The sequence below is a fragment of the Leuconostoc sp. XM4 genome (assembly GCF_055698815.1).
The window spans coordinates 873122-899116 of record NZ_CP134507.1 but is presented as its reverse complement, the minus strand read 5'-3'; the positions used below and the strand labels follow the sequence as shown (position 1 = coordinate 899116).

At 36.7% G+C, this 25995-nt stretch carries 21 protein-coding genes; 7 read left to right on the top strand and 14 right to left on the bottom strand.

The window, feature by feature from the left end:
- Positions 1-161: 161 nt before the first annotated feature.
- From RHP64_RS04485 to RHP64_RS04465, 5 genes are read right to left on the bottom strand one after another with little or no spacing between them, the layout of a single operon-like run.
- Positions 162-1718: a TIGR03766 family XrtG-associated glycosyltransferase gene (locus RHP64_RS04485; protein ID WP_025268040.1), complete on the bottom strand. Its 1557-nt coding sequence runs from the start codon at positions 1716-1718 to the stop codon at positions 162-164.
- A 3-nt stretch (positions 1719-1721) separates the two neighbouring features.
- Positions 1722-2102, bottom strand: a complete 381-nt coding sequence (locus RHP64_RS04480) for a 6-carboxytetrahydropterin synthase (protein WP_010295278.1) — start codon at positions 2100-2102, stop codon at positions 1722-1724.
- Positions 2099-3445, bottom strand: a complete 1347-nt coding sequence (locus RHP64_RS04475; RefSeq protein WP_025268039.1) for a TIGR03111 family XrtG-associated glycosyltransferase — start codon at positions 3443-3445, stop codon at positions 2099-2101. Before RHP64_RS04475 ends, RHP64_RS04480 begins: the two co-directional genes overlap by 4 nt.
- Entirely contained in the window at positions 3446-4018 is a 573-nt protein-coding gene (gene xrtG / locus RHP64_RS04470; RefSeq protein ID WP_014324645.1) for an exosortase family protein XrtG, read from the bottom strand.
- 5 nt (positions 4019-4023) lie between these two features.
- The gene (locus RHP64_RS04465; RefSeq protein WP_014324644.1) at positions 4024-4740 is read right to left on the bottom strand and encodes a Firmicu-CTERM sorting domain-containing protein; all 717 of its coding nucleotides are present in this window, start codon (positions 4738-4740) and stop codon (positions 4024-4026) included.
- Positions 4741-5078: 338 nt separating this feature from the next.
- Between RHP64_RS04465 and RHP64_RS04460 the strand changes: the two genes are divergently transcribed.
- The 5 genes from RHP64_RS04460 (at position 5079) to RHP64_RS04440 (ending at position 11167) form a co-directional block, all read left to right on the top strand.
- A complete protein-coding gene (locus RHP64_RS04460) occupies positions 5079-6791 on the top strand; it encodes a glycoside hydrolase family 13 protein (protein ID WP_462785072.1) in 1713 nt (570 codons plus the stop codon).
- 19 nt (positions 6792-6810) lie between these two features.
- Positions 6811-8214, top strand: coding sequence for a glycoside-pentoside-hexuronide (GPH):cation symporter (locus tag RHP64_RS04455; protein ID WP_014324642.1), 1404 nt, complete (start codon positions 6811-6813; stop codon positions 8212-8214).
- An 18-nt stretch (positions 8215-8232) separates the two neighbouring features.
- Positions 8233-8472 carry a hypothetical protein gene (locus RHP64_RS04450; protein WP_014324641.1) on the top strand — a complete coding sequence of 80 codons (240 nt, stop codon included), beginning with the start codon at positions 8233-8235 and terminating at the stop codon, positions 8470-8472.
- A gap of 73 nt (positions 8473-8545) precedes the next feature.
- Positions 8546-9523 carry a LacI family DNA-binding transcriptional regulator gene (locus RHP64_RS04445; protein ID WP_025268037.1) on the top strand — a complete coding sequence of 326 codons (978 nt, stop codon included), beginning with the start codon at positions 8546-8548 and terminating at the stop codon, positions 9521-9523.
- A 75-nt stretch (positions 9524-9598) separates the two neighbouring features.
- Positions 9599-11167, top strand: coding sequence for a polysaccharide biosynthesis protein (locus tag RHP64_RS04440; RefSeq protein ID WP_025268036.1), 1569 nt, complete (start codon positions 9599-9601; stop codon positions 11165-11167).
- Positions 11168-11240: 73 nt separating this feature from the next.
- Here RHP64_RS04440 and RHP64_RS04435 read toward each other — a convergent pair whose 3' ends face one another.
- Positions 11241-11696 carry a GAF domain-containing protein gene (locus RHP64_RS04435; RefSeq protein WP_025268035.1) on the bottom strand — a complete coding sequence of 152 codons (456 nt, stop codon included), beginning with the start codon at positions 11694-11696 and terminating at the stop codon, positions 11241-11243.
- 232 nt (positions 11697-11928) lie between these two features.
- On the opposite strand from RHP64_RS04435, the gene RHP64_RS04430 reads away from it, so the two are divergent.
- On the top strand, positions 11929-12474 hold the full coding sequence (locus RHP64_RS04430; RefSeq protein ID WP_025268034.1) for a GNAT family N-acetyltransferase: 546 nt from the start codon (positions 11929-11931) through the stop codon (positions 12472-12474).
- 50 nt (positions 12475-12524) lie between these two features.
- Here the strand turns inward: RHP64_RS04430 and RHP64_RS04425 are convergent, their stop codons facing one another.
- From RHP64_RS04425 to RHP64_RS04400, 6 genes are all read right to left on the bottom strand, one after another.
- Positions 12525-13985: a glycoside hydrolase family 1 protein gene (locus RHP64_RS04425; RefSeq protein ID WP_011679666.1), complete on the bottom strand. Its 1461-nt coding sequence runs from the start codon at positions 13983-13985 to the stop codon at positions 12525-12527.
- A gap of 14 nt (positions 13986-13999) precedes the next feature.
- Complete coding sequence (locus tag RHP64_RS04420) at positions 14000-15838, bottom strand: beta-glucoside-specific PTS transporter subunit IIABC (protein WP_025268033.1); 1839 nt, start codon at positions 15836-15838, stop codon at positions 14000-14002.
- Between the two features lie 98 nt (positions 15839-15936).
- Positions 15937-16797 (bottom strand): PRD domain-containing protein, encoded by an 861-nt coding sequence (locus RHP64_RS04415; protein WP_011679664.1) that lies wholly within the window; start codon positions 16795-16797, stop codon positions 15937-15939.
- A gap of 227 nt (positions 16798-17024) precedes the next feature.
- Positions 17025-18707 (bottom strand): glycoside hydrolase family 13 protein, encoded by a 1683-nt coding sequence (locus RHP64_RS04410; protein WP_025268031.1) that lies wholly within the window; start codon positions 18705-18707, stop codon positions 17025-17027.
- A 3-nt stretch (positions 18708-18710) separates the two neighbouring features.
- Entirely contained in the window at positions 18711-20075 is a 1365-nt protein-coding gene (locus tag RHP64_RS04405) for an SLC45 family MFS transporter (RefSeq protein ID WP_038534125.1), read from the bottom strand.
- 88 nt (positions 20076-20163) lie between these two features.
- Positions 20164-21834 carry a glycoside hydrolase family 13 protein gene (locus RHP64_RS04400; protein WP_462785071.1) on the bottom strand — a complete coding sequence of 557 codons (1671 nt, stop codon included), beginning with the start codon at positions 21832-21834 and terminating at the stop codon, positions 20164-20166.
- A gap of 108 nt (positions 21835-21942) precedes the next feature.
- On the opposite strand from RHP64_RS04400, the gene RHP64_RS04395 reads away from it, so the two are divergent.
- On the top strand, positions 21943-22950 hold the full coding sequence (locus tag RHP64_RS04395) for a LacI family DNA-binding transcriptional regulator (RefSeq protein ID WP_025268028.1): 1008 nt from the start codon (positions 21943-21945) through the stop codon (positions 22948-22950).
- Positions 22951-23001: 51 nt separating this feature from the next.
- Here the strand turns inward: RHP64_RS04395 and pgmB are convergent, their stop codons facing one another.
- Both pgmB and RHP64_RS04385 read right to left on the bottom strand, forming a co-directional pair.
- Positions 23002-23688, bottom strand: a complete 687-nt coding sequence (pgmB, locus tag RHP64_RS04390) for a beta-phosphoglucomutase (RefSeq protein WP_014324631.1) — start codon at positions 23686-23688, stop codon at positions 23002-23004.
- Positions 23689-23707: 19 nt separating this feature from the next.
- A complete protein-coding gene (locus tag RHP64_RS04385) occupies positions 23708-25966 on the bottom strand; it encodes a glycoside hydrolase family 65 protein (protein ID WP_014324630.1) in 2259 nt (752 codons plus the stop codon).
- Positions 25967-25995 lie beyond the last annotated feature (29 nt).

Here is a 25995-nt window from a genome sequence, read left to right as displayed (position 1 = left end):
TAAAGTTTCAAAATATGATTTGACAATTAACAAACTTATTAATCTGTTAACTTTACTGCGTACTGTGTTTTCCAACAAAATAATTATAACCTTAATTTTCACGCTTTCATAATTAAAAAGCCACTGTTACCAGTGACATCATACTATCAAAATTGTAATTATTATGATTCGTAGTTTGTTCGTTTTAATAACGTAGCATCAATAATTTTTTTAATAATTTGTTTCGAATCATTAACCAAGAGACTGGCGCCCAATAAAAATAGTGGTAAAAATTGGATAATATACCTACTTCTACCTCCTTCAAACAAAAGAAGAAACAGAAAGGCTCCCGTGATACCTAATCTGATTGTTTGTGTTGTCTGTGATTTATTATGCCAACCAAAAAATATACAGCTTAAGATAATCAACCAAATGAATTGGGCAATAAACCGAAAGTTGGCCACATTTTTCCCATATATATACAGATGATTTTCCAGCACCCCTTTTAATCCATGGGATTTTGGAATTTGGTCTCCCTGAATAAAATGCCCCTCCTTTCCCCATGCAAACGAGCCATCGGCCGTATTGTTTATTTGCTTTTGAATTATAAAATAAAAATAGCCAATGACACCTAACTTTTTTAATCGTTTAACATACATTTGTTTCGAATACTCAATTTTTTCGGACTTAGTTGCTAACTCACCCATTTTTAAAGTATCCTGCGCATTATATCCACCATCACCAGAAATACCCATGTTCATAAAGTGCACCGCTGGGATAGCCCGCTCTCGATTGACGTGAATTAATGTTTGATGCTCAATTTTATTTTGAGTTATCGTGTATAAACAAATAAAAGAAAACATAACTATCAAAACTGTACTGGTTTTTTTGAGTACTTCGGGTAATAACACACGTTTTTCTTTAAACAAGCTAAGTGCCTCAATTAAACCGATTGCGATAGCGGGAATAATTGCGGATGGTTTAATGAAATACGTTCCACACACAAGTAAAGCAAAGAGTGTCATTAATATATTTTTTTGCCATAGTTTAGATACTTTCTTTGCGCTGAAATAGAAAAATAAAAATGCTGATACAAATGGTAGGACCCATGTATCGGTATAGGGTATAACTATCCAAGGAAAGAAACCAAATACTAATATATGAATATATAAAGAAACTGCAAAGTAACGTCTGTCGATCATATAAGAGGTGGCAACCGAAAAAATAATCGATAGATCAACCATGACTATGGTCAGATAATCAAAAAACAACCATGTTTTCAACTGAAAAACATTTGAAAGAAACGACATAAACAACAGAATGGGCAAGTTATTTGAATTCAAACTAAAATATGCTCGATTATTTACATCATCTACATGATCTAGTGTATTAATTAATGCCGAAGGATCCCAGCCAATTTTAGGATGAAATACTGTTACAAACAAAAATTGTAATAAAACTAACAATACAAATAACGCAATTGATGTAATATTTTTATGTTGTTTAAAAACAAATACAACAGCCTTTTTGATTTTAGGTAAAAAATAAATTAGGCTTATGAACAATAGTATTATGCTAATAAAGACAAGCAATCCCAACGTAGTTGTTGTGCCTCTTTTTAAGTTATCGCCGATAGTAAAATTATCTGATAGAATCGCTGAAAGATAGGTAACACCAAAAAGTAAATAAAATAAAATCAGAATAGTAGCATTTCCCAAAGAAAATATCTTCTTTTTCATATCCTATTCACCACTCATGTCATCTCGGGTCACATAATAAAATCTCATTGGCGATTCACCGAGCTCAATTTTGTTTAATTGTGCGTGCATAGGTAAAATTTGCTTCTCAACTAACGTAAAAAAGAACTTTGTTATATTTTCTAAAGTAGGATCTATTGTGGTAAAAGGTTCAACCGTGTTCAAAAATTTTCCAGAATATGCTTTAAAAAGATCATCTAGAGAGCTCTCAATTTTATCAAATACAATCATGTTTTCGTTGGTTGAACGGAACTCTACCGCTATTTCCCAAGAATGTGCGTGTTCGTCACCTTCGCCATTTTCCCATCTAATTGCATGGCTAGCATGGATGTAATATTTCAGATGATAGGTACCTACTAAATTCATTTTTTTCTACCTCCTTTAATTTTAATAAAGTCCTGCTTAACAATTGTTCCTACTGTTTTGAATTCTTCATGATAATTTTTCGTAGCCCACTTAGCAGAAAGATATTCTGTATTAATTACGCCAATTAAGCGTACCCAAGACAAAATAAAATTATATATGGGCATCCAAAATACACAATCGAATAGCGAAAAATAAAACGTTCGCTCATCACTAAATTTTTTTAGCATCATGTTTACATTAACAAAAACCATTGTACTCATAAAAACATACAGAAGATAAATGGCAACATATGATAGTAGTAGCAATAATGGTGAATAGTTTAAAAACAATAGCGCAATACTTGCGAAGAGCCATATTGTTTTTAGAAACATAAATGTGTGATCAATGATTAGTCTTCTCACCAAAAAATTTGAGAAAAATGATTTTAATCCCAAACGATTTCCAGAATACTTTTGCGATACTTCAATTTGGCCACGCTGCCAACGTTGTCGTTGCGTATATAATTTATTCCAGCTTTCAATTGGGTCAACGAAAAAGAAAGCATCTGCACAAAGAATAACCTTTCCTTTCGCTTTGTCTCTAACCTGAAAGGTAATATCAATGTCTTCGCCGACAGTTGATACATCATACATAAAGGTTTTCATTAATGCATCTTTTCGAAATCCTGAAAATGCACCTGACATTGTATATAAGTGATTGTTTTGTGATTCAATACTCCTGCCCGACATAAAAGCTTGCGCGTACTCAAAATACTCTAAGCGCTGCAACCACTTCAATCCAACATTTTTAGTACTTTTAATCAAAGATTTTTGTGTCAGTATACTACCTGTCATAGCAGATATTGTTGTATCACTCTCAAACTTTTTGATTAAATTTTTTAAAGCATTGCGCTCTAAAATTCCGTCGCTGTCAATGTTAATAATATACGCACCAGAACTACTATAAATTGCAGAGTTTAGCGCACGAGCCTTTCCTTGCTCTGTTTTCATCCACTGCATATTTAATTTTGGAAAACTGTTTTGTGCAGATTGAAAAGCTTTAAAACTTTTGTCTTGACTTTTATTATCAACCACTATCACTTGAATTTTATCTATAGGATAGGTCGATTGGTAAACTGATTGAATGCATTCATACAGCGTATCTTCAGAGTTATATACTGGAATAATAATTGAAATAAAAGGCCAGAAACTTGGATCTTTTTCAGATTTTGGCTTACCAATCGTATAAAAAAATATTTTAACAAAAGATGAAATTGCAGGAACTGTTTCTACTAAAATAGGAATCAGTAGCCAAGTTATCCAGAATCCCATTTGACTTAACGTTGAAAAAAATAGGTAATTCATTTACACCTTCTTTTTATTTTTTGCTAAATAACCGTATGTAAATACTTTGTAGTAAAAGAACACGGCAAAAATATAAAATACAATTCGACCGATAATTGAGTGAGCTAAAAAGAAATGATCCACACCAAAAGTATGAACAATTAGTACAATCAAAATCAATCTAATAACATTTGCAACGTACATCCACAAAAAGCCCAGTAAGGCTAGCACAACTTTTTCTTTAGCTTGATACATAGGATAAAATGCTAATAAAGCCCAAAATGCTGCTGTTTCTATGACTCCTGAGCACTCATAATCAATTGACATTGTAATGGCGTTAAACCCATTATTAATAGCAATTAAACCGTAATCCGAATATACAGTGGCTAAATTTAAGGGATGCGCGACTAAAGAAACCCCAATGGTAACCGCTCGCGCCATTATCCAAATAAAATAAGGTTTACTAAAGAAAAATAAAATAAAAAATAGCCCCACACTACCCACAATAAAATAAAAAGCTGGGAGCTTGGCTCTTTTAAAAACAGATAAAGCATATAGCCAAATAACACCACTAATTAATAAAAAGATACTCAAGAAAATTAGCCTCTCTTTCTATTTTTTAAAAACTTGCCAAATAAAACTAACAGAATCGCCATAATAAAACCGCTTAAAACGATCAGATTTCCGCCCGTACTAGCACCCGTTACCGTTACTTTTTGTTGTCCCATGTTATCAGTATCATAGATTATGAGGCTTTGCACCATATCTGGATTTTTTAAAAAGCCACTTAATGGGATCTTAATCTCTGCACGATCGCGATATGCCCATCCATTACTCGATTTTTCAGTGGTAACATAACCAGTCACACCTGGAATTTGTTGGTTGATAAATAATTTATCAGGATCATTATTGCTCCAAGACCAAACAGAAGAGATAGCAGCTTTGGAACCAGGTTGAAGAGACCATATTCCACCATCAACTGAAAAGGTTAAACTAGTAATATTGTTACCAACTTGGACATTCCAACCACTTCCTTGAAACCTATAATTGTGTCCTTTGTTATAAGGATCCATATCAATATAAATATATAAGTACTTATCGTCAGATAAAAAAGAACCCTGTTTGGTAACATTGCCATTGTTATAGTCAAAGAAGATATCTGTCTTAGGTTTGTCTGCCCAATCCTCAAAGTTACCATCAATTGTAATATTGTAATTATTCGCTGTGTCTGCTTTAACTGGACTCGGATACAATGAGGTGACTGTAAACAGACTTACTGCCAAAACAAACAATGTTAGTATCTTTTTGAAACGCAATCAACGATACCTCCCTTCAACTTATAACCATTGGTTTTCATAGACTTAAAAAATTATATTTAGTTATGCATTATTTCAGTTCATATATACATCAATCAATTGTTTTGTATCCTTAACTTGTTTAATCCACTAAACACAGTAACTGTCAAGAAAACAACCGAATGCATGCTTTCTGAATTGTACATTATTATCCCTAATTTTTCAATTAAATTTTGCTATTTTCATCACTGTAATATGAAAAAGTCTTTTCGAAATGTAAGCGCTTGCATTTATATTATATTCGGTTTATACTATGTGTTAAATAAATGGAACGTTCCATTTATGAAGAAGGAGATCTTATGAATAAGAAAATGTGGTGGCAAAATGCTGTTGTATACCAAGTTTACCCAAAAAGTTTTCAAGATAGTGATGGCGATGGTATAGGTGATTTGAGAGGCATAATAAATCGTCTTGACTATATCGAAAAACTAGGCGTTGACGTTATATGGTTGAATCCCGTCTATAAAACCTCCAATATTGATGGTGGTTACGATATTTCGGATTATAAAAGCATCAACCCTACTTTCGGCGACATGCATGATTTTAAAGAACTACTAGGCAAAGCCCACGAACGTGGATTAAAAATAATGATGGATCTTGTAGTTAACCATAGTTCTTTTGAACATGAGTGGTTCCAAAAGAGCATCAGCAGCACAAGTACGGATAATAAGTATCGAGATTATTATATTTGGCGTGACCCAGTTAATGATCATGAACCAAACAACTGGGGCTCCTTCTTTTCTGGCCCTGCATGGACACTTGACAAGAGTTCTGGACAGTACTATCTGCATTTATTTGCCAAAGAACAGCCCGATTTGAATTGGGATAATCCAGAGCTCAGGCATTCAATATTCGACATGATGAATTGGTGGGCTACAAAAGGAATTGATGGTTTTCGTATGGACGTCATTTCCCTTATTTCAAAACCAACAGGATTACCTGATGGTCGGATACACGGTTCAGAATTATATGGTGATGCTGCTGAAATTGTCGCCAATGGGCCACATATCCATGACTATCTAACTGAAATGAACAAACATGTCTTGAAAAAGCATGACTGGATTACAGTTGGTGAAACTATCGGAGTCGACACAAAAGAAGCGCAGAAATATGCAAATTTAGATGGAACAGAACTAAACATGGTTTTTCAGTTTGAACATGTTAGCTTGGATGGAAACGACAACCCAGCACTCGGAAAGTGGTCCGATAACCACGTGTCATTGAAAAAATTACGTGATAATTTGACCAAGTGGCAGAAGTCGCTGTATGGTAAGGCATGGAATAGTTTGTATTGGAATAACCATGATCAACCCCGGGCTATATCACGATTTGGCAACGACTCAGAAGAATATCGCGAAATTTCTGGAAAAATGTTGGCTGCCCTTTTACATTTCATGCAAGGTACACCTTATATATATCAAGGTGAGGAACTAGGGATGACAAAAGCTGGTTTTCAGGAATTGTCACAATATAAAGATTTGGAATCCATTAATGCATATGAAGAGCTAGTTGAAAAGGAAAAATTAATTACACCTCAAGATATGATGACATATCTTCGTGCACGGTCACGTGATAATTCAAGGACCCCGATGCAATGGAATAGCGATATTTACGCAGGCTTTAGTCACGTCAAACCATGGCTATCTGTGAACCCCAATTATCAATCAATTAACGCAGAAGATGAATTATCAAATCCCAATTCACTGTTTTATTTTTATCAAAAGTTGATCAAACTACGCCATACTTTACCAGTGATTACCGATGGTGATTTCAATTTATTCAAAGGAAACGAAGAAGATAAGGAAGTCTTCGCCTATACACGAAAAAACAAAAACGAAACCTTGTTCGTCATTGCGAACTTCACCTCTCATTCGGTCACACGCCAATATGATGTACCCTCTGAAAGCAAGTTAATTATTCAAAATTATCCAACAAATGACAATCAAGTATTAAAACCATATGAGGTCAAAGTGTACCTGTATACTTCTCCCTCAACCACACTGCATCTATAAAAAAAGGAAGGTGTATGACATGTCTAGTAATGGAACAGTTACGGTAGAAAAAAGCAATGGAAAATTGCCTTGGAATGAACGCTTAAGTTATGGTGCTAGTGATTTTGCTTGTAGTTTTACATTTAGCTTAATCGGCACATATTTAATGTATTTCTATACTGACGTCTTTGGCATCACAGCCGGTGCCGTCGGCACATTGATGTTAGTTGCACGTGTAATTGATGCACTTGATGGACCATTTTGGGGTATTATGATCGACCATACGCACACAAAATGGGGTCGCAGCCGACCCTACTTTCTTTGGTTTAATGCCCCATTTACGATCTTCACTATTTTATGTTTTACAACACCAGACTTACCAATGAATTGGAAAATTGTCTGGGCCTATGTCACCTATATTGGTATTGACGTTTTATATTCAGCTGTCAATATTCCACTGACCTCAATTTTGCCAAGTATGACAACAGATCCAAATGAACGTGTTTTACTCTCTACAATCAGGTCACTATTTTCAAACTTTGGTGGAACACTTATTTCAGTTATTGCTTTACCACTTGTCACCTTATTTGGAGGGGCAAATAACCCACGACGGGGTTTCTTCTGGGTTGCTGTCATGGCAGCGGCCGTCTTCTTCATCATTTACCTGGTTGTGTTTGCAAACCTACGTGAGCATGTACAAACCCGCCAATCACAACAAGCACTTCCAATTAAAACATCTTTAAAAGCACTTAGGAATAATTGGCCATGGGTTATTGTTGTTGGCTTAAACTTTATTTATTGGTTGGGTATGCAGACAAAAGGACAAGTAACCATCTACTTCTTTAAATACAATTTAGATAAACCTGGGCTCGCTTCCTTAGCATTGTTCTTCAATGCTGTTGGATTAGTTTCTGTATTCTTAACACCTAAAATTGTCATGAAAATAGGAAAAAAGAAGACAATACTATCAGGACTAGCACTGAGTATCTTGGGTCAATTAATCCTTGGTCTTGGTGCACAATTACTGAATGTTCCACTAGTAATTATTGGTACGATTATTGGAAACTTTGGAAATGGTTTCGTTGGAGCATTAATTGCCGTTTTGTTAGCAGATTCAGTTGATTATGGGGAATGGAAAAATGGCGTTCGTGCTGAAGGAATTGTAACCTCTGCCTCAAGTTTTACCGCCAAGTTTGGCATGGGTATTGGTGGCGCAATTACAGGTATGCTTTTATCACTTGGTCACTATGCGCCAAATAAATCCCAGTCTGCAGCAGCACTATTTAGTATCGAAGCAAATTATGTTTGGGTTCCTTTAGTCGCTTTAGTCATTTCATTCATACTAATACTCTTCTATCGTTTGACTCCCGAAAAAGAATTAGAAATGACACGTTATATTGATGCCAAACATGCTAGAGAAAATTTGGAAGATAGCATTGAGTAATCAGAAAGGATAACGACCATGGAGAAAAACTTTACCATTGATCCACACGAATTTGCGATGGCTCTAATAAGCAACACAAATCGTCCAGAGAAGCTAACAAACCAACGATTTATTAAAAATCAATTGACACTTTATTTAGAAGCCTACTTCATGATAGAAGACTTCAATCATTTAGAAGTGAAGCAAATAGAAAACATGAAACAACAACAAATGTCAGAATTATTTGATAAAATGTTATCAGGAAGGTTTACACCATAATAATTGTAAAAGTGCCAATTAGGCACTTTTTTATTACATAATTTATTGAAGAAGGTATTTGAAATTGGTTAATATGAACGATGTGGCTAGCTTAGCTGGTGTTTCTAGAGGTTCTGTATCTAATTACATTAATGGGAAAAAAACCAAGCCTAATACACAGAAAAAAATAGCAGAAGCCATAGCGGAGCTAAACTATGTGCCAAATGCTACGGCACGTTCTTTAAAAACTAGCCAATCAAATTTCGTTGTTTTCATCATTCCGACAGTCAACTCACCGTTTTTTTCGGAATTGAGCTACTACATGCAACAAGAGTTGCAAAAAAATGGCTATAAAATGATATTATGCAACTCGAATAATCGCTCAGAAGATGAAATCGAATACATACAGATGGCTAATACACAAAAAGTTGCAGGATTAATCACGATGTCCTACGCTGATGCAGCTAATTTAATTGCAACAGATATACCGCTCGTTTCCATTGAAAAAAAAGTTTCCGATCAAGTGCCATTGGTTGTTTCAGATAACTATTCTGGAGGACAGCTAGCGGGAGAAACTCTAGTTAAGTCTGGTGCTAAACGACTTTTATTTATTTCAAAGGCGCCTGTGAGAAATATATCAGCTATTCGTGAACAAGGATTTTTTGACTACTGTCATGAACACAATATTACTGTAGCTAAATTTGTAACACGTGACATTGCCAATTTTGTGGACGACTTTGCTACGTTCATTAATAAAAATACTGTAAATACAACATTTAAGTACGACGGTGTTTTTTCTGATTCTGATGAATTCGCGAGTGATTTTTACTTTTTGCTTACTCAAAAGGGAATTAATGTACCCAAAGATGTACAAATAATAGGATTTGATGGTGCTCGTATTTATTCACGACAACAAATTTTTTTATCTTCAATTAAACAGCCTACTGCCGAAATCGCCAAATCATCAGTAGAAAAATTATTATCACAAATGAATCAAAAAACTACTACTACAGCGTCCCACAATCACGTCACCTTACCAGTCCATTTTGTCAAAGGAATGACTACTTTGTAACTATATTTATGCAATCCCTTTTCAAATTTAGACGCACTAATATATTGAAATAATTATCAGTGTTACAATAATAAAATGAGACTAAAAAAATTATCCCAAAACCAACTCACCAATGGTACCGCATGGCTTGCTTTTGGCAATATTACTTCGCGAGTTTTAGGCGCATTGTATGTCATCCCTTGGACAATGATGTTAGGTGCATTATCACTCCAAGCTAACACTTTGATGGGTAAAGGCTATAATTTATATCAATTTTTCTTAATGTTATCGACTGCTGGATTACCTTCAGCTGTTGCTAAATTTACGGCACGACTTGAAGGTAATAGTAAGCATCAATTCTTGAAAAATGCGACGCGACTAAGTTGGGTCGCGGGATTTATTTGTTGCATTGCATTATGGTCCTTAGCCCCTATCCTTTCTGCCAGTGACGTAAAATTGATTCCTGTACTAAGATCCCTTTCTTTGGCTGTATTAGTGTTTCCATTTTTATCTGTTTTAAGAGGTCGACTGCAGGGTGAGCTAAGAATGGCAGAAATTGCCAAGTCTGACGTGATTGAGCAAGTCGTCCGTGTGGCCTATATGTTAGGATCTGCATATGTTATTTTACAACTACAGCATGGCAGTTGGGTAACTGTAGTTGTACATTCAACATTTGCAGCATCAATTGGTGCTTGGGTTGCAACACTTTACTTACTCTTCTGCACCAACTCACTTTCAAAAAAACAGCTGTTAAATGCTGATTCCCTTAAAGAAAATTCTGAACCAGAAATCATCGATTTTAAGCATATTATTGTTCAGTCTTTGCCTTTCGTCGTCATTGGTGGTTTCTTAGTTGCCTATCAATGGATAGATCAATTCAGTTTTCACGTACTGATGTCAAAATTCAATCCTATGCTGTCAAGTAACAAAATTGAAACGATTTTTGGCTTGTTCAATTTTAATAGTAATAAGCTAATTATGATTGTGGTTTCATTGTCTGTTTCAATTGCATCGACTATTTTGCCTCTAATTTCGAAAAGCCGGTACAATCATGAGGTACTAAGAAAATATATTAGTCAAGCTTACGTATTATTTTGTGCCATTACCTTACCTGCTTGTGCAGCACTTTACTCGTTGAGTAAACCGGTCTACATTTTATTTTATGGAAATTATGCTGCGGAAAGCTTATATATACCAATGGTACAAATTTCAGCGGTTATTGCGCTATTCATGGGGTTAACATCTGTCCTAGCCATGATTTTACAAGGACTCAGTAAAACTGGCATAGCACTTAGGGCAATTGGCTGGGGCATGGCTGTTAAAATCCTATGCCAGCCTATTATGATCTATTTAACAAGCTCTCTAGGCGCTTTATTATCAACGTTTATTTCTCTGGTTATTGTCACAATTATTATGGGCAGTTATATTAATCATCGATTTGAACTTCTTGACTTTTTAAATACAAAAGTATTAAATGCCGTCTATGTTAGCGCATTTATGTTATTAATACTGTTTACCGGATTGAGTCTATTATCCAATCATTTTGTTCCGGATACTAGAGTTAGCTCAGGTCTTTTTCTGGCATTAGTTGGATCGCTAGGAGGTTTACTAGTATTGGTTATTTACCAAAAATGCCACGTACTAGATGTCCTCAAAAATAGGTAGATACTGATACGGATTCCTATCAAAATAAAAGGCAACTGTTCAACTCAGTTGCCTTTTATTTATAGTATGGACATTAAATATGATTTGCTAAGATTTCAGCAAGCTCTTCTACTTCATTTTTTTCGTTCTCACCAAAGCGGTTCAGTAATGGCGAATCGATATCAATTATTCCATAAATTTCTCCATTTTTAAATATTGGTACCACTAATTCCGAATTACTATCAGCATCACAAGCAATGTGGCCAGCAAAATCATGTACGTTCGGTACAACAATACTTTCTTTGTTAGCAAAAGCTGTCCCTACCACGCCTGATCCAGGCTTGATATGCATACATGCCACTTTACCCTGAAATGGGCCTAAATCCAACTCTTTAGCATCATCGTTGTAGATATAAAAACCTGCCCAGTTCAGATTCTCATAGTTTTGAAACAATAAGGCAGCAGCATTTGCTAGGTTGGAAACGATATTAGTCTCATTTTCTAGTAACGCATCTAACTGTTGACCAACCAAACTTATAACTTTACTCATGAACACACCTCTTTTATTAAAGTAATATACTTATTAATTATAAGTATATTAACATAAAACAAGTTCCGAGTAAATTATTAAACACTTATTATTCAGCTGATCTACTTCTGCAATTGACATAAATTACTAGACTGTACAAACTTGTTGTTAATTAAATGATCACGATACTTTCGCAAAAAACGCAAACTATTTCATTGAAGGAGTATAATTTAAAGGTATTAAGGAGTTTAAAATGTTCACTTTTCAAAAATTCGTAATAGATCATTATAAAGTCCAGTTAGTCATGCCCGAAAACAGTCACGCTGCTGAATTATTTCGTATTATTAATCAAGACAGGGAAACTCTATCACGCTGGATGCCTTGGACACCTAATATTAAAACCGTAGAAGATGAGGCACAATTTTTAAATTATGCTCGGCTTAAAATGGCCAAACAAAAATTGTTTATGCTGACGATACTCGTTAATAATACTCCCGTGGGAATGATTGACTTACACAATATTGACAGGAAAAACAAAAGAGCAGAGCTAGGTTATTGGTTGTCGACTAATTACCAAGGTCTGGGCATCATTTCCAGCTCAGTAAATCTTGTGTTGGACTATGCTTTTGAAAAATTAAATTTTCATAAAATTATCCTTCAATCTGACAGTGAAAATGGTAAGAGTATAGCTGTAGCTCATAGACTGAACTTTACCTTAGAAGCAATATTAAAAGACCAAATAACTTATAATGCTGATTTCAAAGATCTGAATATATTTGTTAAATTCCAGCCTAAATAACTACTTCAATTAAAAAGCGACACTGTTTTTCAGTATGTCGCTTTTTGCTATTATTCTAATGTTTTACCATTACTTTCAATAACTTTTTGATACCAGAAGAACGAATCCTTTTTGTAACGCTTTAATGTGCCATTTCCTGCGTCATCTTGATCTACGTAAATCAAGCCATAACGCTTACTCATCTCAGAAGTACTAAAACTAATAATATCTAGTGGTGCCCACATTGTGTAGCCCATTAAGTCAACGCCATCAATCACAGCCTCTTTCATTTGCTCAATGTGCAAACGAAGGTAGTCAATACGATAATCATCGTGTACTTTGTAATCTGCTGTTAATTCGTCAACTGCTCCTAAGCCATTTTCAACAATAAATAATGGTTTACGGTAACGATCCCACAGGACATTCAGAGAAACTCGCAAGCCGATTGGGTCGATTTGCCATCCCCATTCTGATTCCTTCAAATAGGGATTACGACCACCCAAACTCATATTACCAATCCCGTCTTCAACACCATCTACTCCTGTCACGTTGGTCATATAATAACTGAAACTAATAAAATCAACCGGATACTGTTTCAAAATTTTTTCATCATCAGCAGACATATTAATAACGATACCATTTTCATTGAAATATCGATTCATGTATTCTGGATATTCACCTCGTGCTTGGACATCCGTATAAAACAAATTTTTCTGATCTTCAACTTGTGCTGCTTGCACATCAACCGGGTTTGCTGTTGCTGGATACGTTTGCATGCGAGCTAACATTGAACCAATTTTGGCGTTGGGCGCAATTTCCTTTAGTTGCTTTGTCGCAATAGCGCTGGCAACAAATTGATGATGAACTGCCTGATAGCGCACTTGTAACTGTTCTTGCGTACTTAAATCACCATCCATAGCGCCAGTTTCATGAAATCCCCAAGCACTAGTATTAATTTCATTGAATGTCAACCAGTACTTAACTCGATCCTTGTATCTTTTAAAAACAGTTTCTGTATAGTGATTGAATGCCTTGATGACCTCACGGTCCAACCAACCATTGTAACGCTTCGTTAGTTCAATTGGCATCTCATAATGTGAAAGAGTCACGAGTGGTTCAATATGATATTTATCTAGTTCATCAAATACTCGGTCATAAAAAGCTAACCCAGCTTCATTTGGATTTTCTTCTAAACCAGTTGGAAAAATACGTGACCAAGCAATTGAAAGTCGAAATACTTTAAAACCCATTTCTGCAAATAGTGCAATATCTTCTTTGTAGTGATGATAAAAATCAACTCCACGACGTTTTGGATAATGTACATCCGAATGATCGGCGATAGCTTCTTGTAAGGTATCTGCGTTAACATCTCCCATTGAACCGTGACGTCGGTCTTCAGCTTTACGTACGACTTCAGCTGTTGTTAAGCCCTTCCCATCTACTTGCCACGCCCCTTCAATTTGATTAGCAGCAGTTGCGCCACCCCATAAAAAGTCCTTTGGAAAGCCTGTGATTGATTCTTTACTGTACATTTTTATTCTCCTTTTTATAATGCTTTCAGTTGTAGTAACCAATTTTGGTTAGCTACCGTATCTTGTGTCTCGGTGATTTCGTAATCTGCTGTATTTGTGATAATCACCATCACCGTTGGATCATATCCAGCTTCCTGAATAGCTTGACGGTCAAAGGTTATTAATGACGTACCAACAGAGACCTTTTGTCCTTGTTCAACTAATTGATTGAAATGCTTTCCATTCAGTTGCACGGTGTCAATTCCTACATGAATTAGTACTTCTACACCACCATTGGAGATTAAACCAATTGCATGTTTACTTGGATAAACGGCAGCTACTGTACCTACTATTGGTGAAACAATTTGATCATCATCAGGTACGATAGCAATACCTTTGCCCATTGCGCCACTGGCAAAAACTTCGTCCTTTACTGATTCTAGTGGGATAATGGTGCCAGACACGGGTGCAATGACTAGGTCATCTTGAATTTCTTCGGGGTTTTTAGCGTCTGTTTTACTGTCTTTTGGTTGGCTAGGTACACCGAATAGATAAGTAGCAACTGCTGACAAAATGAAGGCGACAACCAAACCAATAACCACACTGGTAAATCCTTTACCCAAATACGTAGGTAAGGCTAATAAACTAGGTAAGGTAAAAGCATTCGCATGTGCGCCACCCCCACCAGCAATGGCACCGCCGATACCACCGGCAATCGTTGCAAAGATAAATGGTCGCTTTAATTTAAGTGTAACACCATAAATGGCCGGTTCAGTAATGCCTAGTACACCTGTGAGGACTGATGATCCTGCTAAAGATTTCATCTTAGCATCTTTTGTTTTGAGGAACACACCGAGTGCGGCACCCGACTGTGCTAAAACAGCAACACTTAACATTGGTAGCAAGTAGTCATATCCTAACTGACTGATGTTATTTGTCATAACTGGCACGAAAGTCCAATGTACGCCGAAGATAACAAACACTTGCCACAAAGCACCCATTACAGCACCAGCAGCATAAGGTGCCACGCGGTAAACGCTCTCGACTGACGACGATAGCACAGTTCCAACACTAGTACCTAATGGACCAACAACCAATAATGTAACTGGTACCATAATAATCAGACTGACCATTGGTGTAAAGATATTACGAACAGAATCATGGAAAAACTTATCCAAAATTGGTTGTAAATAAGATAACATCCAAACTGCTAACAAGATTGGTATAACACTCGAACTGTACGTTGTTCCGACAACGGTCAAACCGAAGAATGTTACAGGCTTACTCCCTGCTAATAATGTAATCAAATTTGGATAAAGTAACGCACCAGCCAAAGCTGCTGCAACATATTGATTCACTTTCAAATGCGCTGCAGCTGTGAAGGCCAGCCAAACTGGTAAGAAGTAGAAGAATGCATCACCAGCAGCATACCAAATTTGATAAGTTCCACTGGACTCTTGCAACCATCCGAGTGTCACAAAAAGTGCCAATAAGCCTTTCAAAACACCGGTTCCGGCCATTGCCCCTAAGAAAGGTGTGAAAACACTTGAAATAAAACCAATAAAGCGATTAACAATATTATCTTTCTTTTTTTCTTCTTGATTATCGCTCCGAGCGTCATCTCTTGCTAGTCCAATTGCATCGGCCAATGGTTCAAAAACCCGTGCAACGTTGTTTCCAATAACTACCTGGTATTGACCCGCTGATTTAACAACGGTAATCACACCATCCATATTTTCTATTTTTTCAGTGTCTGCCTTGCTTTCATCTTTTAACTTAAACCGCAAACGCGTAGCGCAATGCCAAGCGGATCCGATATTATCTTTGCCGCCGACACCAGCCAATATATTATTAGCCAAAACTCCATAATCCATTTTTTCTACCTCGTTATGTTGTAAAATAAAAACCCAAAAAACATCACATAAATGATATCTTTTGGGTTTTGCCTAATTAAATAGTTACAATCCCTAATTTAAATTGAAGAATCAACAATTCTTTGCAGATGCATAGTCAAGTAAACTTGTTCGTTGACTCCTGTTTTTTGTTTGGTTTGTTTTTCAAAATAGTTAATCACACGTTGTGCACATTGGTATGAGCTTGTGTAACGCTCCTGCAGACTTTCTGATAAATGCTGCGACATTACATTGTCAAAACTATTCTCACCTTTTTGAACATGGCTTTCATCTAATAGTCGATCTACGAAGAAACGCAAATGAACAATCAATCTCTGATAATTGAGATTAGAAGAATCAATATCAGGTAATAAATCATGACGAATCAATGTTAATGCACTCTCAATGAGCTGCGTCATATTGGTTGCTTTCTCATTGAAGTTTGGGCCAGCACGCTTTTCAACAAACTTCAAAGCAATAAAACCAACCTCATCCTCAGGTAATTGCACACCCATTTGTTCATTAATAAAAGCTACAGCGAGTGCACCAATACGATATTCATCAGGATAAAAATGTTTTGTTTCCCATAATAGTTCATTTTTAATGGGCAAGTTTTTTTGTAAGCGTTCTACCGCAAACTGTATGTGATCTGCTAGTCCAATTAACAAGTATCCGTCAAATGACAGGCCTAAACTTTTTTCCGCAGTTGAAATAATATGTGAGGCGATTTCAACATAATCTGACGAAATTGTATCGGCCATTTCGTTAAACATTCTCGTCCAATTTTCATCTTGCGGATAATAGGTTTTTTCAATTTTACTCGAATCAACTGTATTACCTATTTTTTGCTTGAAACCAACGCCGCGCCCAACGATAACTAATTCCTGTTCGCTATTCTCAGCTAGTAGAACATTATTATTAAAAATTCTTTTTACCAGCATGGTCTACTCCTATATTTTGAAAATAAAAAACCAAATAATAGTTCCCCATCACCATCGATTATCGAAAGGTGTATAGTTTCCCTATCATTTGGTTTTGCCCATCGCAACTTAATCGGTGGTTACAATCCAACTTTATATTTTTATTATATATCAAAATGAAAGCGTTTACAATAGTTTGAATAGATTAGTTTACAATAAACATTTAATGCCAGTCATCCAGCAAGATACTATTTTTCAAACTGATAAACTTTAGACTCGTACGGACGAAGTGTATCCGCTTTGTCATCAGCATAATTGCTAACCAAAATTTTTGCATTTGTTGGTACACTATAATCTCGTGTAACGATATTGTCAGTGAAGTTATTGATAACAAGCAGTTGTTCGTTGTTTCCCACACGTCGATACGCATAGACTTGCTCGTCTTTTGGATCCAACAACTGATACTTGCCAGTAGTGATAATTGGCAAATCATGGCGCAATTGAATTAGTTTTTGATAATAGTAAAATATAGAACTCTTGTCAGCTAGTGCTTGCTCAACGTTTATTGTGTCATAATTATCGTTTAATTTGAGCCATGGTGTGCCTGTTGTAAATCCTGCATTCGCTGTACTGTCCCATTGCATCGGCGTACGTGCATTGTCGCGTCCTTTCGCATGTACGTATTTCAACATTGTGTCTTCGTCAATCAAATGATCCTTGTCAATTAAATACTTAAAAGCATTTTTGATTTCAACATCATCGAAATCTTCACGTTGCAAATTATAGGCATTGGTCATTCCAATTTCTTCACCCTGATAGACATATGGTGTCCCTTGCATAAAGTGTAATAAGGTCGCAACCATCTTTGCTGAAACCACACGATACGCTGCTCGGTCATCCCCATAGCGGCTTACTGCTCTTGGTTGATCATGGTTATCCCAATAAAGTGAATTCCAAGCTTTACCAGCTAAATCATTTTGCCACTTGGATAAGTTTTCCTTCAGGTCAACTAGAGAAACTTTTTGATCATACCATTTTCCCAAAGCTGGATTTGGATTATTATCAAGTCCCATATGTTCAAACTGGAAAACCATATTTAATTCTGATTCATTTGTGTTTGCATACTTGATAGCGTTATTGATATCAACACCAGATGCTTCACCAACAGTCATCATATCAGCTCTCTTTAGCACTTTTTCACGCATTTCTTGCAGATACTCGTGAACATGGGGCCCATTAGCTACTGCCTTATCTGAATTACCATACTCCCCTCCTTCAGGTACCTCACCGTCTGGTAACCCATCTGGTTTTGATATCAAAGAAATAACATCCATTCGGAAGCCATCAATTCCCTTATCAACCCAAAAGTTCATCATGTCAAATACTGCCTGGCGCACTTCCGGATTTACCCAATTCAAATCGGGCTGTCCTTCAACAAACAAATGTAAGTAATACTGCCCAGTTTCTTCGTCAAATTTCCATGCCGGCCCTGAAAAGAAGGAACCCCAATTATTGGGCTCATGTCCATCAACTGGATCACGCCAAATATAAAAGTCACGCTTATCATTATCCTTTGAGGAACGGCTTTCAATGAACCATTGGTGTTGGTCTGATGTGTGATTAACGACCAAGTCCATCAAAATTTTGATCCCTTTATCATGAGCTTTCTGAAGTAATCGATCAAAGTCCTGCATTGTACCAAATTTTGCATTAATATCTTCATAATCAGAGATATCGTAGCCATTATCTTTGTCAGGTGAAGCATATATTGGATTTAACCAAATGACATCGGCACCCAATTTTTTAATATAATCTAATCTTTGTTCTATGCCTTGAAGATCACCAATACCATCTCCATTTGCATCTTGAAACGATCGTGGGTAAACCTGATAAACAACTGCTTTTTGCCACCACTTAATATCTTCTGTCATTTTTCATTCTCCTTTTTGTGTCATATCTACTTGTGTTTTTTCTTCTTTAACAATCCAAATTAAACAACCACCAATCATCAGAAAGACGCCTGCAATTGCTAACATGTGGGCCATTGATTTTCCGACAGCTGGGAAAATAGCAAAACTTGCTACCGAAGCAACAATTTGAGGGATACAGATAAAGCAATTAAACAAACCTAGATAAACGCCATCATGTTTACCATCCAATGCGTTCGTCAGAATAGTAAATGGAATCGAAATCAATGCAATCCAACCAATACCGATTAGTACAAATCCAATTAACGACGACACATGAGTATGACCATAAGCTACGATAATAAATCCTAAACCACCAGCTATCAAACTTAAGAAATACGTCATTTTTCTTGTTTTATCGTTTAATCTTTGAAATAAAATACCCACTACTATTGCAACAACCGAGTACACTGCCTGCAAAATACCAAACCAGTTACCTGCTGCTTGGTAGCCAGCAGATGCAGGGTCTGAAACGTGCCAAATATTTTCTGACAGAGCACCAGTAGAATAAGTCCACATGTATGGAATACCAAACCAGACAAAGAATTCAACAATGCCTAAGGTCCAAAAAACTTTTGGCGCGTGTTTCAAAATATCAATAAACGATTCATGTGTCTTATCATCAGACCTGAAACCATGGTAATATGCTAGCGTTTCTGGGTCATACTCTTTTACATTTATAATGGTAAAAATGGTTGATAATAATAGTATTGCAGCTGCAACATAAAATGAAATCTTAACTGAATCAGGCACAACCCCACGTGCTGCAGTGTTAGCAACACCAAACGAAGTTAAGATAAATGGGAAAACAAAGGCAATCACGCCACCCAAACTTCCCCATATATTTTGTAAGCTCCAGGCTTTGTCGGTTTGCTTTTCATTGACCATATCAGGAATAATCATCTTAAAAGGCTGCATTGAAACGTTTGCGGACAAGTCCATGAACAATACCGTTACCGCACCAAACCACAAGGCTGTCATTGATCCATAACCAAAACCAAATGAACCTGTGTTGGGCAATAATAGTAAAACAATCAATGATACTAAACAGCCACCAATGAGATAAGGCATTCGTCGCCCCAATTTAGGCAACCAAGTTTTGTCAGAAAACAGACCAATTAAAGGTTGCGTGATCATACCTGCCAAAGGGGGCAAGATGAAGAAAAATCCTAATTTCGTTGGATCGGAACCCAAGGTCTGGAATATTCTTCCCATATTACCCGTTTGAACCGAGAAGGCAACCTGGACGCCTGCATAACCAAAAGTCATTAAAAACAGTTGCAGGCTAGTCAGCATCGGAAGCTGACCTTTTTTGTGTTCGTTACTACTCATTATATTCACTCTCCTTAATTAAGTGATTATATAAAATCTAGAATATTCAGTGTAAGGTAACCGCTTACATTTTACTGAAAGAAAAGAATCAAAACAAATATACTTTTGATTCGTAAGGTCTGAGTGTGTCACCTTGATCATCTGAATAATTACTTATAACTAATTGTGCAGATTGGGTTCGATCGTAATGACGTGTTTGCTTTTGATCAGTAAAGTTGCTAATAACCAGTAATTGCGTGTCTTTGTCAATCCGCTTGTAAGCGTAAACAGATTCGTCTTCTAAATCCAACACTTCATACTTTCCAGTCGTGATAATGGATAACTCTTGCCTTAAGGCGATGAGCTTTTGGTAAAAATGAAAGACTGACTGTTGATCAGTTAATGAATCTGCCACATTGATGGTCTGGTAATTAGGATTAACACTTAACCATGGGTGACTTTCAGTAAATCCGGCATTTTTAGTGTTATCCCATTGCATTGGTGTTCGTGCATTGTCTCTTGAAGAATGATGAACATAAGACATCATTTTATCACCAGTAACTCGTCTTTGTTGGACAACTAAGTCATCATATGCATTCAAGGTATCAATATCTCGGTAGTCTTTAATAGATGGTAAGTCAATATTGGTCATACCAATTTCTTCACCTTGGTAAATATAAGGTGTTCCCTGCATAAAATGTAAAGTTGCAGCCAACATTTTAGCAGACAATACGCGATATTCATCTGAATCATTTCCAAATCGTGAGACTACTCTTGGTCGATCATGATTATTCCAATAAAGACTGTTCCAAGCCTTACCATACAACTCATTTTGCCATCTGGATAAAATACGTTTTAAATCAACCAACTTGAAGCGTTCATCACTCCATTTGCCTAATCCCTCATGGCTATTATCAACCTCAGTATGTTCAAACTGGAAAATCATCTGCAACTCATGCGAATCAAATCCGGCATATTTCATTGCATCCTTTGTTGATACGCCTGGCGTTTCACCAACAGTGATGATATCATGCTTTGACAATACTTCTTGATTCATTTCTTGTAAATAATCATGAATATTTGGACCATTAGCAACAAAATCCATCGATGAGCCATGATTTTCTAAGGTGACATTTGGATCATTTGGTAAATCTGATGGTTTTGAAATTAGGTTAATGACATCCATGCGGAACCCATCAACACCTTGATCTAACCACCATTTCATTGTATCGTAAATATTTTGTCGTAAATCGAGGTTATCCCAATTAAGATCTGGTTGCTTCTTTGAGAATAAATGCAAATAATACTGTTGTGTATTATTGTCAAATTCCCATGCTGATCCACCAAAATCTGACAACCAATTATTAGGTTCATGCCCATCCACAGGATCACGCCAAATGTAATAATTGCGATAAGGATTATCCTTGTTTTTACGACTCTCCTTAAACCATTGATGTTCATCAGAAGTATGGTTGACGACCAAATCCATCATAATTTTTAGTCCTAAATGATGTGCTACCTCGAGCATTTCTTGAACATCTGCCATTGTTCCAAATTCCGGTAAAACTTTACGATAATCACTAATGTCATAGCCATTATCATCATTTGGCGACTGATAAATTGGACTTAGCCAAATTACTTGAACGCCCAGATCTTTCAAATAAGGTAATCGTTCAATAATTCCGCGTATGTCTCCCACACCATCCCCATTGCTATCTTGAAAACTTCTGGGATAAATCTGATAAACAACGGCCTTTTGCCACCACTGTACTTTTTCCATGATAACCGTCCTTATTATTTTTAAATATTTTGTGCGTAAACGTTTACGCATTTACATTGTAATCGCTTTCATATTGAAAGTCAACCTTTTTAGGTTATAATAATTGATATGGCTATTACTATTAAGGACATTGCAGATAAAGCTGGGCTTTCACCGGCATCCGTCTCTCGAATTTTAACTAATCGAGGTCGATTTAATGCGGATACAGCAAAAAGAGTTCGTGAACTTGCAGAGTCAATGGGTTATCTTAAGAATCAATCAGCAGCTGATCTATCACAAAAACAGAGTCGCGTTATTGGCGTGTTAGTACCAAGCGAACATACTAATTTTGCCGATGAGATTATTAAAGGTATGCAGTCTAAAGCATATAAACTTAACTATGAGTTACTCATCGCCTTTGTCGATATAAACAAAGAACAGCAGCTGCAACCCGTTCATTCTTTACTATCTCGAAAAGTATTGGCAATTGTCATGCTAGCGGTGGACATCGATATTGATGATCCTGTTTTTAACTTGTTGACCAGCACTGGGGTCCAACTTCTTAGCGTTTCGAATCAATTAAACAATGAAATTCCTTCAATTTCCTCTGATAATTATGATATGATGCATCAAATTGTTGACTATCTTTACGAAAATGGCCACGAAAAAATCGCGCTCATTGGTGCTTCTAATCCAAATTCAATAGTTGCCAAATTACGAAGACAAGGATTTATTGACGCACTTACAAAACACGGCATTGCATATCATCCCGATTTCATATGGGGAACAGAGAATGCTTACCAAACTGGAATGGATGCTATCAAACATTTTGGCACACCATTACCTTTTACAGCAGCAATTGGTTCGGCCGATATTATCAGCGTTGGCATCCTCAATGGTGCTAAAGACGCTCAAATAGATGTCCCCAAAGACCTATCTATCGTAACAATTGACGGTACTGAAATAGCACAAATAACCCGGCCCATTCTCAGTGCTGCCAAACAAGATTTTCAATTGATGGGACAGTTGGCTGTTTCGGCACTAGATGAACAGGAATTAGCGCCACATGCTGTTTTCTTTACAGAGACTAAAATCGTCCCGTCAGGCACAGTGACAACGCTTAATAAAAATAATTAGCACAATAAAAAATCATTAAAGCTTATTTCTAGTAGCTTTAATGATTTTCTTTTAATTAGACTTGATTTTGTCCATTTTAGATTGAATACTTTGCAAAGTAACATCGACAGTCGAACTGAAAATTAAATTAGCAGCCGATAAAACAACTGCATCACCAATTGCCAACGATATTTGACCAGCACTATTAATTGACTCGATACCGGCTACTGAATCTTCTAATCCAATGACTTGATTGGGTGCCAGTTCTAGCACTTCTGCAGCCCTAACAAAAATTTCAGGATCTGGTTTTCCCTTTGTCAGGGTTGCTGGATCCACTATTCCAACAAAATCATTTGCCAATCCCAAATGCTCAAGGATCATAGGTGCGTTTTTAGAGGCTGAGGCGATAGACATTTTGTACCCTGCCACTTTAGCCGAACGAATAAAACTTTTCATCCCCGGCAAAATATCTTCCTCCGTTAATGTTGCAATTAGTTGTTGATAAAAATGATTTTTCTTTTCAGCGAGTACTTCTTTATCAGCTTGTGAAAAATCATCCGCATGATTACCAGCGTCTAAAATCATTTGCAATGATTCCATGCGACTAATACCTTTGAGTGATTCAGCCAATTGTGGTGTCCAAGTTGTGCCGACTTCATCAGCAGTCTGATGCCAAGCTTGTCCATGAAATCGAGCTGTGTCTGCAATGACCCCATCTAAATCAAAAGCAAATCCCTTAATATCTTTGAATTTTTGCATTGATTCGTCCTCCTCTTTGTTATCTTGTTAATGTGACTTGTTTACCCAATAAATTAATCGTAAGTGGGTCACCAGAAATTAGTTGGACATCTGCACCTTCTTTGTCAACCGTCACTTCCAAAACATGACCACGGAAAACCAGACGGAACGCGTATTTTGTCCAATTTTTAGGCAAAAATGGCTTTAAATGTAATTCGTCATTTCGTACTCGCATTCCTGCAAATCCCTGCACGATTGCCAACCATGAACCGGTCATCGCAGTAATATGCAACCCATCATCAGTATCATTATTGTAATTATCCAAATCCAATCGCGCAGCGCGTTCATACATTTCAACAGCTTTGTCAGCCATTTGTAAATCAGCAGCCAATATCGCATGAACTGACGGTGATAATGATGATTCGTGCACAGTCAGTGGCTCATAAAAGTTAAAATTGTTACGTTTCTCTTCTTCAGTAAAGGCATCAGGAAAATAGAACATTGCATGCAAAGTGTCAGACTGCTTAATGTATGGCGACCGTAGTATTCGATCCCAAGACCAGTTTTGGTTGATTGGACGAATATCTTGTGGCATATCAGCAATTGGGGTTAAATCTTTATCCAAAAATGTATCATGTTGTACAAAAATATGTTTTTTGCCATTTTTTGTATCAACATCAGCTTCTGGCAAATACATTTTGGTAACAATATCTTGCCATTGAACCAACTCTTCATCGGTAATAGCTAGCTTTGCCTTTTGCTTGTCATTAATTTCGTCATAGTGATCAAGCGAATACTGTAATACCCATTTAGCCATCCAATTAGTGTAGTAATTATTATTAACATTATTTTCATATTCATTAGGTCCAGTGACACCGTGAATCATATACTGATCATTGCGTTTTGAATAGTGAACACGATCAGCCCAGAAACGTGCGATGCTGTAAAGTACTTGCGCCCCATCCCCGTCTAACCATGAGTGATCTCCAGTAATATTTGTATAATTATAAATCGCATAAGCAATAGTTGAATTACGGTGAATCTCTTCAAATGTTATTTCCCACTCATTATGAGATTCAATACCATCAAAAGTCACCATTGGATAAAGCGCGCCTTTTAGGCCTTGTTGTTTAGCATTATGAAAGGCACCATCAAGTTGATCAAAACGGTATTGCAATAGTGATCTTGTAACTGATGGATCAGCAACACCTAGATAGACCGGAATGGCGAAAGCTTCTGTGTCCCAGTACGTTGCACCACCATACTTTTCACCGGTGAAGCCTTTTGGTCCAATATTTAGCCGTGGGTCGTTACCATAGTAAGTTGAGAAGAGGTGGAACAAATTGAACCGAATACCTTGTTGCGCAGCATCATCACCTTCAATTTGAACGTCAGCCTTCTCCCACCGTTTCAACCATTCTTGCGCATGGTCTTCATATATTTCTTGATAAGAGTTTTCTAAAACTTTGTTCGTCAACGCTGTCCCAGCATCTATCGTTTCTTTTAAACTATCGTAATCTCGAGAAGTGGTTACGATAACACGCTTTTCAAAATTTACTACGCCTTTAGTTGGTACCTCAATATCAAAGTTATCAGTAACTTCTTTTGTTCCACGATTAGTGCCGTGTTTTTCGCCACCAATGAAACTTTGACGAGCAACCACTGTGAATTGTGGTACACCAAATGGATTCTCAATGGTTTGTGTGGCAATAAATGACGATGCAACATCATTACCGGCATCTAAAACTTGCCAAAATTTTTCATCATAATTAGCATCTTCATTGACTACATCAGCATCAATGCTAGCATCAAAACGAATGTTATGATTATATCCATCCACAGATGTAAAGGTATAGTGAATATCGGCTAGTTCTTTAAACGCGGCTGAAACGAAACGTGATACTTGAACTTCAACGCCAAAGACTGTAAATCGACGCTTCAAAACACCATGTTTCATGTCTAAGGATACTTCAAAATCCTGAAATTCATTCTTGGCTAAATCAATTTGATGGCCATCAATATAAATGTCTGCTTTCACAAAATTCAAAGCATTAATAGCTTTTCCAAAGTAAAGTGGGTAACCATTTTTCCACCAGCCAACTCTTGTTTTATCTGGAAACCACACGCCTCCAATATAGATACCTTGGTGTGTATCGCCTGAATAAACCTCTTCAAACATACCACGCATGCCCATATATTCGTTTCCCAAACTTGTCATAGATTCCTGTAGGCGTTTGTCTTCAGGATTTAAATCGTGCGTTGCGACTGTCCAAGGGTTAATTTCAAAAACTCTTTTCATTATTTTTATGCCTCTTTCTTCTTTACGGT

Bases quoted from the DNA above. Each gene is read 5' to 3' on its own strand.
- RHP64_RS04485 (WP_025268040.1), bottom strand. From the start codon at position 1,718: ATGAAAAAGAAGATATTTTCTTTGGGAAATGCTACTATTCTGATTTTA.
- RHP64_RS04480 (WP_010295278.1), bottom strand. From the start codon at position 2,102: ATGAATTTAGTAGGTACCTATCATCTGAAATATTACATCCATGCTAGC.
- RHP64_RS04475 (WP_025268039.1), bottom strand. From the start codon at position 3,445: ATGAATTACCTATTTTTTTCAACGTTAAGTCAAATGGGATTCTGGATA.
- RHP64_RS04460 (WP_462785072.1), top strand. From the start codon at position 5,079: ATGAATAAGAAAATGTGGTGGCAAAATGCTGTTGTATACCAAGTTTAC.
- RHP64_RS04455 (WP_014324642.1), top strand. From the start codon at position 6,811: ATGTCTAGTAATGGAACAGTTACGGTAGAAAAAAGCAATGGAAAATTG.
- RHP64_RS04450 (WP_014324641.1), top strand. From the start codon at position 8,233: ATGGAGAAAAACTTTACCATTGATCCACACGAATTTGCGATGGCTCTA.
- RHP64_RS04445 (WP_025268037.1), top strand. From the start codon at position 8,546: ATGAACGATGTGGCTAGCTTAGCTGGTGTTTCTAGAGGTTCTGTATCT.
- RHP64_RS04440 (WP_025268036.1), top strand. From the start codon at position 9,599: ATGAGACTAAAAAAATTATCCCAAAACCAACTCACCAATGGTACCGCA.
- RHP64_RS04435 (WP_025268035.1), bottom strand. From the start codon at position 11,696: ATGAGTAAAGTTATAAGTTTGGTTGGTCAACAGTTAGATGCGTTACTA.
- RHP64_RS04430 (WP_025268034.1), top strand. From the start codon at position 11,929: ATGTTCACTTTTCAAAAATTCGTAATAGATCATTATAAAGTCCAGTTA.
- RHP64_RS04425 (WP_011679666.1), bottom strand. From the start codon at position 13,985: ATGTACAGTAAAGAATCAATCACAGGCTTTCCAAAGGACTTTTTATGG.
- RHP64_RS04420 (WP_025268033.1), bottom strand. From the start codon at position 15,838: ATGGATTATGGAGTTTTGGCTAATAATATATTGGCTGGTGTCGGCGGC.
- RHP64_RS04415 (WP_011679664.1), bottom strand. From the start codon at position 16,797: ATGCTGGTAAAAAGAATTTTTAATAATAATGTTCTACTAGCTGAGAAT.
- RHP64_RS04410 (WP_025268031.1), bottom strand. From the start codon at position 18,707: ATGACAGAAGATATTAAGTGGTGGCAAAAAGCAGTTGTTTATCAGGTT.
- RHP64_RS04405 (WP_038534125.1), bottom strand. From the start codon at position 20,075: ATGAGTAGTAACGAACACAAAAAAGGTCAGCTTCCGATGCTGACTAGC.
- RHP64_RS04400 (WP_462785071.1), bottom strand. From the start codon at position 21,834: ATGGAAAAAGTACAGTGGTGGCAAAAGGCCGTTGTTTATCAGATTTAT.
- RHP64_RS04395 (WP_025268028.1), top strand. From the start codon at position 21,943: ATGGCTATTACTATTAAGGACATTGCAGATAAAGCTGGGCTTTCACCG.
- pgmB (WP_014324631.1), bottom strand. From the start codon at position 23,688: ATGCAAAAATTCAAAGATATTAAGGGATTTGCTTTTGATTTAGATGGG.
- RHP64_RS04385 (WP_014324630.1), bottom strand. From the start codon at position 25,966: ATGAAAAGAGTTTTTGAAATTAACCCTTGGACAGTCGCAACGCACGAT.